This is a genomic window from Propionispira arboris (assembly GCF_900109225.1).
Classification (GTDB): Bacteria; Bacillota; Negativicutes; order Selenomonadales; family Selenomonadaceae; genus Propionispira; species Propionispira arboris.
Window position 1 is genome coordinate 14582 of record NZ_FNZK01000024.1, and the last position, 12972, is coordinate 27553.

Annotated in this window: 12 protein-coding genes; all 12 read right to left on the reverse strand. The window is 37.6% G+C overall.

Features of this window, described 5'->3' with window-relative positions; translation table 11 throughout:
* Nucleotides 1-40 precede the first annotated feature (40 nt).
* Entirely contained in the window at nucleotides 41-1741 is a 1701-nt protein-coding gene (locus BMY14_RS18315; protein ID WP_091835109.1) for a phosphoethanolamine transferase family protein, read from the reverse strand.
* A 182-nt stretch (nucleotides 1742-1923) separates the two neighbouring features.
* A complete protein-coding gene (locus BMY14_RS18320) occupies nucleotides 1924-3327 on the reverse strand; it encodes an amino acid permease (RefSeq protein WP_091835112.1) in 1404 nt (467 codons plus the stop codon).
* Nucleotides 3328-3940: 613 nt separating this feature from the next.
* On the reverse strand, nucleotides 3941-4555 hold the full coding sequence (locus BMY14_RS18325; RefSeq protein WP_245741483.1) for a hypothetical protein: 615 nt from the start codon (nucleotides 4553-4555) through the stop codon (nucleotides 3941-3943).
* A 97-nt stretch (nucleotides 4556-4652) separates the two neighbouring features.
* The gene (locus BMY14_RS18330) at nucleotides 4653-5261 is read right to left on the reverse strand and encodes a hypothetical protein (protein ID WP_091835117.1); all 609 of its coding nucleotides are present in this window, start codon (nucleotides 5259-5261) and stop codon (nucleotides 4653-4655) included.
* A 307-nt stretch (nucleotides 5262-5568) separates the two neighbouring features.
* Nucleotides 5569-6000 (reverse strand): Fe-S cluster assembly sulfur transfer protein SufU, encoded by a 432-nt coding sequence (sufU, locus tag BMY14_RS18335; RefSeq protein WP_019552144.1) that lies wholly within the window; start codon nucleotides 5998-6000, stop codon nucleotides 5569-5571.
* The gene (locus tag BMY14_RS18340; protein ID WP_091835120.1) at nucleotides 5990-7216 is read right to left on the reverse strand and encodes a cysteine desulfurase; all 1227 of its coding nucleotides are present in this window, start codon (nucleotides 7214-7216) and stop codon (nucleotides 5990-5992) included. The genes sufU and BMY14_RS18340 overlap by 11 nt, the downstream gene beginning before the upstream one ends.
* Nucleotides 7206-8306, reverse strand: a complete 1101-nt coding sequence (sufD, locus tag BMY14_RS18345; protein WP_091835123.1) for a Fe-S cluster assembly protein SufD — start codon at nucleotides 8304-8306, stop codon at nucleotides 7206-7208. Before sufD ends, BMY14_RS18340 begins: the two co-directional genes overlap by 11 nt.
* An 11-nt stretch (nucleotides 8307-8317) precedes the next feature.
* Nucleotides 8318-9724 carry a Fe-S cluster assembly protein SufB gene (sufB, locus tag BMY14_RS18350; RefSeq protein ID WP_019552141.1) on the reverse strand — a complete coding sequence of 469 codons (1407 nt, stop codon included), beginning with the start codon at nucleotides 9722-9724 and terminating at the stop codon, nucleotides 8318-8320.
* A 59-nt stretch (nucleotides 9725-9783) separates the two neighbouring features.
* Entirely contained in the window at nucleotides 9784-10521 is a 738-nt protein-coding gene (gene sufC, locus BMY14_RS18355; RefSeq protein WP_019552140.1) for a Fe-S cluster assembly ATPase SufC, read from the reverse strand.
* Between the two features lie 536 nt (nucleotides 10522-11057).
* Entirely contained in the window at nucleotides 11058-11537 is a 480-nt protein-coding gene (locus BMY14_RS18360) for a peptide deformylase (RefSeq protein ID WP_091835126.1), read from the reverse strand.
* A gap of 81 nt (nucleotides 11538-11618) precedes the next feature.
* Nucleotides 11619-12230: a helix-turn-helix transcriptional regulator gene (locus BMY14_RS18365; RefSeq protein WP_091835129.1), complete on the reverse strand. Its 612-nt coding sequence runs from the start codon at nucleotides 12228-12230 to the stop codon at nucleotides 11619-11621.
* A 53-nt stretch (nucleotides 12231-12283) separates the two neighbouring features.
* On the reverse strand, nucleotides 12284-12892 hold the full coding sequence (locus tag BMY14_RS18370) for a YitT family protein (RefSeq protein ID WP_091835132.1): 609 nt from the start codon (nucleotides 12890-12892) through the stop codon (nucleotides 12284-12286).
* Between the last annotated feature and the right edge of the window lie 80 nt (nucleotides 12893-12972).

Here is a 12972-nt window from a genome sequence, read left to right on the forward strand (position 1 = left end):
AAACGAATATATGCAAACTATTTAATTTTATACTACGACATTAATTGACAGGCTTAATCTCTGTATCATAGTCACGACCTTGTACCATCCGTTTACGGCTGGCATCAAACTGAGAGTTAATGATGCTTTTCGCCGGATCAAATTCACTGGTCTTTATGTCAACAAGATCCAAGACCGTATGAATCATATCATCCGTCATATAAGGCTTGTTTACAGCAGCTTGAATCTGTCGCCATTTTTCCGGATATTTCGCTTTAAACAGATCCGATGCCCAAATAATCATCGGTACTTCCAGCATATAACGATTCGGGTTTTCTTCCACATGACCAGCAAAATTGCTATTGTCATAAATCGTTTCACCATGATCTGGCAGATAAATAACCAGTGCTTCCTGCTCGCTGAACTTATCGATAATACCACTTACAATATAGTCGTTATAGTAGATTGCATTCGCATATTGCGCCAAAACAATTTTCTGTTCCTCTGTCGCTTCGCGCGTAATATCATCTTTCGTAAATTTAGCAAAACTATAGGGAAAACGACTATAATACAAGCTATGTCCCCCCATAAGATGAATCACATAAAAATTTTTTGCTGCTTGTTCTTGCATAGCACCATCGAGCATCGGAAATAATTCTCCGTCTAAACTGCCAAAATCTTCATGAGAATCACGCAGCCGCGTAAATTCATGTTTGGTACTCCGTTTGGCATAAAGCTGGGCTACATTCCCCCAAATACCTGCACTTTCCTGATTGGACAGCCAAAATGTCTTGTAACCGGCGTTATTCATGACATCAATCAAATTATTGTACTCATACCATTCTTTATCCGATTCATAGTCCGCAAAGGTAAATAAATCGCGTAGTACAGCCACCGTTGTTGAATGAGGACTGATACAATCGGTAAAAACACTGATTTCATTTTTGCGTTTCAGTTCATCTAAATTGGGTGTGTTCGGTAAATCATAACCATATAAATGCATGTGATGACGACTCGTTGCCTCCCCTAAAATAAATACAACCTGCGGAATCTCACTTTTATTATCCGTAATGCTGCTCTCCACATTGAGTTTCGAAGACAGTTCCTGATACGCTTCAATATTATTCACTGCCGTCTGTATGGATGCATAGGTACGCTGTACAGGCAAGTCCAAGGAACCATTTTCAAGCAAACCTGCATAAGCTGTACAAATACGCAGAGTTGCAAGGCTGCTTACGATTAATAATAAAAACACCAGTCGATTTTGTTTGCGCCGACTTATTTTTATACGAGCTAAGATACGATATCGCTGCACAAAAACTAAAAATAAAATCATACCAACAACGGCTGCCACACCTTGAAAGCCAATGTACATTTTCCAAAACTCAACTGCTTCATGCGAGTTCGTTTCTAAAACAGCATTGATAATTCCGGCACCAATTAATGCTTTATAATTATACATAGCAAACATTTCAATAAGAAACGGTAGACCACTGATGAAAAGCAAAATTCCCTTCAACACCTTTTTTATTTTAACGGTAGGAAAAATTTGCACCACCATAGTCACTGCCGTCACAGCCATAAAAAGACTAAATCCATACCCAATCACAAGTTCTATTTCTTTCGCACGCCAAAGCGACCAAGCCATTGTCGTATAATTCAATAAAAACAGCAAACCCATAAACCCAAAATTATTTTGAAAAAGTTTTTGCACCCACCCTGCTACACGCAAAAGCTTCCATTTTTTTTGATTTGTCCTCACGAACTCAACCTCATTCTGCTCTTTTTATATGTTAAAAAGACTATTTTTTAAACAAGTTTAGCATTATCACTATAGCCCATTCTTTTAAACTTTTCAATATTTTTCAGAAAATTTCCGACAACTTTTTAGGGTGCACTAGAAAAAAGACTACCTTACATTGTAAGGCAGTCCTAAGCATTTTTTTATTTTCGTTCGATCAGAGCAGATAAAGATTCATCTGCCGATTCATCAATATTTTGTTTGTTAATACCAAAAGCATAATAGCAAATCGTGATAATAATACAAAAAGCCGCGCCCACCAACAAGGATAGCTGCGTTTCTTCATTAAAGCACATCCCAATAAGAACCAAACATAAAAAAACAATTACAACATAATTACTGATTGGGAAAAATAGGGATTTAAACGGATGATCTTTCATTTTCTCTGCCCATTTTTTCCGAAATTTAATTTGACTAATGCATAACACAACCCAGGGAATCATCCCCGGCAAAATACTGGCACTATAAATATAAACAAAAAGCTTCGAATGAGGATAGATATAATTTAACAAGACACCCACTAGCAAACAGGCAATCGTCACCTTAATTGCATTCGCCGGGACACCATTTTTTGAAATTTTCCCTAAGAACTTTGGCGCCTGTCCATTTTTCGCTAACGTATAAAGCATGCGACCGGCACTATAGATTCCGCTATTACAGCCTGACATTGCAGCTGTAAGCACCACAAAATTAATAATTCCAGCCGCTGCCGCAATACCTATTTTGGCAAAGGTCAAAACAAATGGACTACCTAATGTGCTAATTTGATCCCATGGATAAATTGTTGTAATAACAAAAATTGCTCCAATATAAAAAATCAAAATACGCCAAATAATATTTTTCGTTGCCTTTCTAAGGGTATTTTTCGGGTCTTGTGCTTCGCCAGCTGTAATACCAACCAATTCAACCCCTTGGTAAGAAGCAGTTACCAGACAAAGCGCAAAGACAAACCCTTGCCAGCCACCGGCAAAAAATCCACCGTTATTATACAAATTCCCCAGGCCAACGGCCTGTCCGCCATTGCCAAAGCCAAAAAATATCATACCAAAGCCAATCAACAGCATCGCTAAAATAGTCACAACTTTAATCAACGCAAACCAAAATTCACATTCACCATAATATTTTACAGAAGCTAAGTTAGCGGCAGCGACAATGCCCACACCAATCAAGGCCGGCAGCCAAGCTGGCAGATCCGTAAACCAATAATTCATATAAATACCAATGGCCGTAACTTCTGACATCCCGACAGTTACCCATAAAAACCAATAACACCAAGCGGTCAGATAACCAGCCCAAGGACTGATATACTTATTTGCATATGTTGCAAAAGAACCCGTAACCGGTTCTAAAAAGAGCATTTCTCCCATAATACGCATGACAAAAAACATCACAGCTCCAGCTAAAGCATACGCAAGCAGCACGGATGGCCCCGCCCATTTAATCGTACTTGCTGATCCCATGAATAATCCTACGCCGATCGTACCGCCTAAAGCAATCAATTCAATATGGCGTGCTTTCAGCCCACGGCTTAATTCTTTCTCTTCCACCAAACGTTCCCCTCTCAAATCGTAATGAAATAAAACATTGAAACAATATTTGTCTTGTTACCATAGACTATTTTACTCTTTTATACACATTCTTGCAAAAAAATATTGAATTTATCACAACATATAAAGAATTATAAAAATATTGAATTTATATGTCCTCTTCACAGAGACTATTAATTGGAAACAATAATAATCAGCAAATTCCAAACTCTTTAAATACACCAGTAAAATAGGTGCTTAATTTTACTAAACCTATTTTCATGATAAAACATGCCGAAAAGAAGAAAGATTTCTCATCAAAATGTACTCTCACAAAAAACATTCATTTGAAAATAATTTTGTTCTTTGTCTGAATACATTTCACAGTGCAAATCAATGTTTTCAATACTTTTATTTCAAAAGTAAGGGGTATCGCACTAGACAAAAACATGTCTTGTTTTAATTTTCATACCAAACGTATGCTTTTGGTCCATCATAACTCATAAATATTACGAGCAAAATAGAAAAAGTGGATTGTTTATATGCCTCAACATAAACAATCCACTTGTCTTTCTTACTTCACAAAATTTTTTTGAGCGATTTCTCAACTAATTAACAGCCAAGGATGCATCCCTTATACAGAATAATCGATTGTATGTGTTGTTGTTGGTATAATAGAACTTTTTGCATCTGGCAGGGAATTCAGCATAGATGCCATACTATCTTGCTTTTGTTGATAATACTTGTCAATAATTGAATCAATCGTTGTACCATCATCTTTTACTTTTTCACCAAACATTTTTGCAACAGTCTTATCCGCAAGTTGTTCAATTTCATCCACCGCGGAAGAATTAATCGTTTTCGCCGCTTCACCTAGAGCATCTTGTGAGTCTTTGATATCTTTCGTATAGGTATCCACTTGCTTACTCAAAGCATCTTCTTTTTTATCGCGAAGCGCCTGTGTTTCATCAGATACTGGACCATAAAGAGCAAATTCTGTATCTTGTTTTTTCATAGATTCTAAGTCTTTTTTTGCACTTACCAGATAGCGCTGTGAACTCTTTAGTTTTATATTTAAACCAAATACCTGTTTAAATGAATTTCCAAATTTCGTGTAGGCATCCTCATCTCTTGCCGCGGCACTTATCGTTGCCGTATCCCGTTCACTGGCAACCTGCGTTTGACCGGTTCCACTTTTTTGTAAATACGGCTGAAATACACTTGCCGTACTCGTTTTACTAATATTCATACCCGCTTCCTCCGCCATGATATTTATATCTCTTACATCCTACATAAATTATTCTCCACACAAAAAAAAAATCCTGTGAAACATCCTAAATTTAAAATCATACCGTACAATCTACATTATGTGGCACAGAACTTCCGCCCCTGCCCGAATCATGAGCAGTTGCCGTACTCGGCAGTAAGCTGAGCATGGCGTTTTGACCTGCCTGATGTTTTTTATAATATTTAGCGATAATTGCATCAATCGTTACCCCATCATCTACGACTTTTTCCCCAAACATTCTCGCCACGTCTTTATCCGCCAACTCTGAAATCTCCGCGGCGGCCCCAGCATCTATATTTTTCACAGCTGTCCTTAATGAATCTTCCGTGTCTTTGATATCTTTTGTATACGTATCAACTTGTTTTGTCAAGACATCTTCTCTTTTCGTTCGCAGAGCCTTTGTTTCATCCAGTACAGGACCATATAAAGACATTTCATGATCCTGCTGCTTCATTGATTCCAGATCTTTTTGCGTACTTTTTAAGTAACGCTGCGAACTCTTTAATTTGATATCCAGTCCATACACTTGTTTATAAGGCATGCCAAAGTCATTCGAAGCTTCATTTTCGCTGTCATTCACTTCAACAACTGCGGCATCAGCCTTTTGCCGACTCGTTTGCAGCGTCTGTTGAAATATACGTGCCGTGCTTGTTTTGGTAATATACATAATATCGTCCTCCTCCATGATATTGACTAGAGATGTATATCAATCCATTGATACACAGATAAGTCTAGTTTTTGTACCCTGCATAAATTATTCTTCACAAAAAAAAAAATCCTGCGAATGTTCCATAATTTTTCAGTCATTCAGGGACACTCGTAAAAAATGACAAGCAAGCCTGCAGCATTATGATGGCAATAAACATCACTTTTCACCTTCTTTTGAAAACATGTATGTTAAAACAAAAATAGGCCATCTTTTATATAGAATTCAATTCCAGATAAAAGATGGCCTACACTTCTTACTATTTATATTATTTTTCGTCTTTAATGGCCGATTCAAGCGTATGCCAGGATAAAACAGCACACTTCACCCTTGCCGGCATATTCGAAATGTTTTTTAAAGCAATAGCTTCATCTAAAATTTCCAAATCATCATCATCCGTAATTTCACGTTTAATCATGCCTAAAAATGTATCAATGAATTCTTGGGCTTTTTCAACATTCTGTCCACGAATCAGATCAATCATCATTGAAGTAGATGCCTGTGATATGGCACAACCAATTCCGGTAAAGGCTGCATCTTCAATCACACCATTACAAACTTTCAATTCCAAAGAAATTTCATCGCCACAGCTTGGATTTCGTCCCTTTAGCACAATCGTCGGTTCCACTAAATGTTTTTTATTACGACCCGATTTATTATGCTCGGCAATCATTTCTGTATAGACACCACTAAGATCCATAACCTAATACTCCTCTCACGCGGCTTAGGCTGTCAATCAGCTTATCTACATCCTCACGTGTATTATAAAAATAAAGACTCGCCCTGCATGTTGCATTCACACCTAAATACTGCATCAATGGATGCGCACAATGATGACCGGCACGAATCGCAACACCATCCGCATCTAAGATCGTCGATACATCATGTGGATGTATATCGGCAACATTAAAAGCAATAACGCCTGTTTTAACCGATAAATCGTCACTGCCATAAAGTGTAATATAGGGAAGTGCCTTCAATTTTGGAATGGCATACTGAATCAAATCCGCTTCAATCGCTTCTATTTTGTCAAAGCCAATTTTCCCAATATATTCAATAGCTGCTGCGAGACCTGCCGCCCCCCCGACATTTTGCGTACCAGCTTCAAATTTAGCCGGAAGCGGTGCAAAGGTCGTCTCTTGCTCCCATACATAATCAATCATATCACCACCGCATAAAAATGGCGGCATTTTATCAAGAAGTGCTTCTTTTCCATAAAGTACGCCAATCCCCATTGGTGAAAGCATCTTATGACCGGAAAAAACAAGAAAATCAATATCTAACGCTTGTACATCAACTTTAAAATGTGGTACACTTTGTGCCCCATCCACAATCACTATAGCGCCTACACTGTGCGCTTTTTTCACAATATCAGCGATCGGATTTATAATCCCCAAAACATTTGAGACTTGCGTTACCGCAACAATTTTTGTTTTATCAGTAATTTTCGCATCAATTTCTTGTTGCGTAATCCGTCCGACTGAATCCAGATATATATATTTTAAAGTAGCACCTTTGGCTTTCGCCACCTGCTGCCATGGCACAAGATTACTATGATGTTCGGCAATCGAAATTACAATCTCATCGCCAGATTCAATAAAATTCATTCCATAACTATAGGCTAATAAATTTAAAGATTCTGTCGCATTTTTCGTAAAAATAACTTCATACGAGTTTGCCGCACCAATAAATTTTTGTACCGTTTCACGAGCACCTTCATAGATTTCTGTAGCCTTAACGCTTAAATCATAAGCCCCACGATGCGGGTTGGCATTAAATGTCGTGTAATAGTCATCAACCGCTTGAATTACCGAAAGAGGTTTTTGCGTTGTTGCCCCATTATCTAAGTAAACCAGCGATTTGCCATTCATTGGTTTTTGTAAAATCGGAAAATCTTTTATATATTCATTCGGCATGGCTCAACCGCCTCCTAATATAAGTCGAAATTTGTGTTTTGATTTCAGACACGGGGATTTTATCAAGCGCTGGCTGAAAAGAAGCTTCTACAACTAATTTTTCTGCATCACTCAAACTAAGTCCCCGGCTCATGAGATAAAATAATTTATCTTCATCCATTTTCCCGATACTGACGGCATGATGACCTTCAACATCTGATTCACCCGAAAGCATAAGTGGCACGGAACGATTTCGCACGTTAGGACTGAGCAAAACAATTTCTTCCGCTTCATTGCCAATTGCACCACGAGAACCTTTGAGAAAATCTAATGTTCCTCTAAATGTTTTTTGACTTTTATCCATCAATGCACCATGAATTTCCATGTTCCCGATTGATTTTTTACCTTTATGTGAAACTACATAATTCATATCCAATTTGCGTTCTTTATCACCAAAGTAAATCGCCTGTACCTGCACCGTGCTGTTATCACCTGCTAAGTTCGTCCTACAGCTTGTAATTGCCTGTGCTGCGCCAAGCTCAACCGTTGTAATATCCACCTGTGCATCCGATTCAGCAAATACATTGATGGCATCTAGATGAATATCCTGCTCGGATAACATTTGTACTTTTATCAAATGAACGCTGGCACCTTGTTCGGCATAAACTTTGGTAATCCCATTATGAAATCCTCTGGATTCATCCGCTGCTTGATAGCCAATGACGATTGTGGCTTCACTGTTTTTGCGAGCAAGAATCATATGCTGATCAACAAGCGTCTTATCTTGATCATCAAGTTCATATTGAAGCAAAATCGGATCTTTCACCTGATCGTTTGCTGCTATTTCAATGTAAAAGCCGCTGTTTTGATTGACTTGCACAAATTCTTGCAATTCTTCATTTAGCCCTGCATTCAATTCGTCTAAAACCGGATACTCTTGATTGTTCTGATCCAGATTTATAATTGAAACAGCCGGATTGCTTGTTTTAAGCGGCTGCTTTTTATAGGTCCCGATTGCTGGGATTTCATTTTCCAGCTTGGTTCCATTAACCCCCAACCAGTTCCAAGTCCGTACTGGAATAGGATTTACAATTGTATTATATTTTTCCATACTATCATCCCCTATCCCATCGTACCTTCAAGTTCAAGATTAACTAAGTTATTCATTTCCACCGCATATTCGAGTGGCAGTTCTTTCGCAATCGGTTCCACAAAACCTCTGACAATCATTGCTTTTGCTTCTTCTTCGCTAATGCCACGACTCATCAAGTAAAAAATCGCCTCATCACTGATACGACCAATTTTCGCTTCATGACCGATATCTACATCATCATTTAAAATATCCATAACTGGGAGTGTATCCGACCGTGAAAGATCATCCAGCATCAACGATTCGCAATTAACCGAGGATTTCGAATGATGCGCATTCGGAGCAACTTTAATAGCACCACGATATACAACAACCCCACCATCTTTGGAAATAGAACGTGTACTAATATTAGAAGAGGTATACGGTGCCGCATGAATCACAGCCGCGCCTGTATCCAAGGTCTGCCCTTTCGCCGCAAACGTAACACCCGTAAATTCTGCCCGAGCATGCTCGCCACGCAAAATACTACGCGGATACAGCATTGAAATTTTCGATCCGAATGATCCCGAAACCCATTCAATTAAACCATCTTTATCCACTAAGGCACGTTTGGTATTGAGATTCAACATATTACGTGACCAGTTTTCAATTGTTGAATACCGGAGACGTGCCCCTTCTTTTACATATAATTCTACACAACCAGCATGTAGATTCGTTACATTATATTTCGGTGCCGAACAACCTTCGATAAAGTGAAGGCTCGCCTCTTTATCAACAATAATCAACGTATGTTCAAACTGCCCGGCTCCTGGTGAATTTAAACGAAAATACGATTGCAACGGAATATCAACATGCACGCCAGGTGGTACATAAACAAAAGATCCTCCTGACCATACTGCACCATGCAATGCGACAAATTTATGATCTTTTGGTGTCACCAACTGCATAAAATATTCTTTGACCATGGATTCATAGTCGCGAAGCGCACTTTCCATATCTGTGTAAACTACACCCTGCTTCACCAAATCTTCTTTAATGCTATGGTAAACAACTTCTGAATCATATTGCGCACCGACTCCAGCGAGTGATTCTTTCTCTGCTTGTGGAATACCCAAACGATCAAACGTATTTTTAATATCTTCTGGAACTTCTTTCCAATCGCCCTTCATTGTCGTGTCAGGGCGAACGTAGGTAACAATATGATCCATATCTAGTTCATCAAGGGCTGGTCCCCAACTAGGAAGTGCTGTATTATTATAAACTTCAAGTGACCGAAGCCTGAAATCCAGCATCCAATCCGGATCATTTTTTTCTTTTGAAATTGCTCGGACGATGTCTTCCGTCAAGCCTTGGTTTGCTTTATAACTATAGCGATCTTCATTTTTTATATCATAAAGACTGCGTTCAATATCTTCGACAAATGTTTTTTTCTTCTCCATAAACTTGGATCACCTCACTTATATCAATTCTAAATCAAAAAATCCTGTTTATACCTTCATTATTTCAAATGAAGGAAACCATTTTCACTAATTTCATCAATAAGTGTCGCATCACCATGTTTAATAATCTTCCCATCCATTAAGATATGTACATGATCCACTTTTAGATGTTCTAATATCTTTGTGTTATGTGTAATAATCAAACAGGAATTTTCTTTGGTATGAAAATGTTTTACACCAGCCGATACGATCTGCACTGCATCGACATCAAGCCCGGAATCCGTTTCATCTAGCATTGCCAGTTTTGGATTAATCATCATCATTTGCAAAATTTCATTGCGTTTTTTTTCACCGCCGGAAAAGCCAACATTCATATAACGAGATGCATAAGACTCATCCATTTTTAGAGTTGCCATCGTTTTTTCTAATGATTTTTTAAAAGCCATTATTTTTATATTTTCGCCATCAATCGATTTTTTTGCTGTCCGAAGTAAGTTTTCCACCGTAATACCAGGAATTTCTTCTGGATTTTGAAACGATAAAAAAAGACCCCTTCTCGCACGTTCATACGTTTTAAGTGTTGTAAGGTCTTCTCCTTCAAAAGCAATTGATCCCGCGATTATTTCATATTTTGGATGTCCCATAATCAAATTCATTAATGTAGATTTTCCTGAACCATTCGGACCTAAGATGACATGAATTTCACCTTTATTTACTTGAAGATCTAACCCCTTCAAGATTTCTTTTCCGTCAATGGCTGCATGTAACCCACGTATTTCTAAAAATTTTTCTGCCATTTTTACACCTCTTATTCTAGCAATCATCTGCAATTTATATTAAAAGTAAACTATCCTTATCGAAATACTAGGAATTAAATTTATTGTATTGCTTTTTTTATCCGCTGTCAAGATATGCAATAAATCAAAATCACAGATTTATGAGTTTTATCATTAATATCATTTATACTTGTTTTTCTTATCAAATACGCTGTCATACTCTTGAGCAACGCTCAGCCCTTATGATATAAGGGTTAGTCAAATTTCTATAGCAGGCATTGATAAATCTGATATGAAAGTATGCTTTTTTTCTCTTCACATAATAATTTTATTTAGTGTGAATTATTATTAAATAAAAATTAATATCCGTACTATATCTTGTTAAATCTAAACCAGAAAAAATATTCGCTTAGTATTTCATCTATTTTAACCTATAACTTTAAAAGCAACGCAAATAAATCCCGTTTTATTAATCTCAACATACGTAAAGAATTGCATCAAAATCACAAGCTCCTTTAACATCTTAGTCAATCCACAAAATGTAACCCGTATCAGCCTTATTTTAAAGCCAGAGAACGTTTATCTATGGCACGCTCTGTCGCTAAGATACCATCTAAATGGTCATATTCATGCTGAATCAATTCAGCTAAATCACCTTCTAATAAAGTGCTTTGCTGTTTACCAAAAAAATCTGTATATTCAAGCTGGCAGCGTTTGAACCGCTGTACCTTGACCAACAAATTAGGAAAGCTCATGCAATCATCCCATAACTCTATCATCTCCGTATCGGGAAAGCACAGACTTGGATTCACTAAAAGTTTAGGTTCACCTATATTCAAATAAATAATCCGCTTCATAACACCAATCTGCGGTGCAGCTACAGCCCGCCCCGCTTTATATGTATGTCGAAAGTCCATTAAAGTATCATGAAGATCTTTCATAACCACTTCCAGCATAGACCATTCTTTGAGCAAAACAGGTTTTGATATATCGTAAAGACATGAATTACCTAATTTAAGTATTTCTTTCACTGCCATCAAAATCCGCCTCCTTATATACATGTATAAAAAGCAGACAACTTTTCAGTTCTCTGCTTTTTGTTTTCTATTTTATACGAATTAAGCCCTAGGCTTTAAGTATTTATAAATTGTATAACGAGAAATGTTTAATTTTTCAGCAATAATTGGAATGCCCTTCGTAAAGTCAAAAGCACCACGTTCCATAAGCAATTCAATCATTTTTAGACGATCGCCTCGATTAAACATAGCCACTGGCTTTCCCACTATTTTCAAACATTCATCAAAAATATCCTGCAATAAATTACCCGATGAAGAAATGGCTTCTTCAATCGGCTGCCCGACCGCCGTAAATTCTTCTAAGGATGCTTTTGCCATAGCCAAATGCGTGTAATCATAATTGATGCCTAATGCATAATGATAATCGTCGCCGCGTAAATGAAACGTTGAGCTTTTAAGCAAACGTCCATCTTTCATTTTGCCTAAACAATTAACCAAATCTTTGCCCTCAAAAAAATCATCAACCTCTTTGACTCCCAAAATTGTCAGGCTCTCACCCTGTTTACGCTGTGTTACTTGTCCGTGATAGATGGAAACAATCGATGATTTTTTATTGTTCATATCGTGAATGAGTGTCTCACAAGAATTTCCAAACATGTTTGCCAAACCAGCCGCAACTCGGTTCAAAAATTCTAAGGCTTCTTTTTTTTCCAAAACTGCCACCGCCTTCTCTATATAAAATACCATTTGCGGCAGTTTTTTTCAATTCAATTATTTACTCGAAGGTTTACCACTGCCGGTTCAGAGCTATACGTATTGGCAATACGATTTTTGAAAAAGCTTAAAATAAGCGATATTACAACAATCGACAATGCGGAAAACAAAGTATCCGTTAAACTCACAGCAAATGTTCCTATGCCGATAATAACACTGTCAAAAACCAAATTAAGCCGCCCTGGATTCCAGCCAAAACGCTTTTGCAGATAAACAGTTACGACACCCGTTCCAGCGATTGAACTTCGACCCGAAAATAAAGCAGCGAGTCCAATGCCCATTAAACAGCCGCCAAATAAAGCACCGCCCCATGGTGAAATCACAAGTTCCGGTAAAAAGCGTTCGATACCAGTAAAACAAGAAACGATTCCCACCGAAAAAACCGTTGCCACTGTGAAGTTCCATCCCATGCCACGAATCGATAATATATAAAATGGTAAGTTGACCATAAAAAATACATAATCAAACGGAACCGATAATATATAGGATAAATTCAATGCAAGCCCCGTTGTTCCGCCCGTCGTAATATGTGCATGTTTAAAAATCAAAATGCTTAGACTTATCAATAAACACCCTAAAATAAGTTTTATACCTCGTTTCATTGTCTGCACTCCCTTTGTTTGTTAATGTATCTATCATAAGTCGAATTATTTTTATTGTCAACAAAGTTTGTTCATTATAA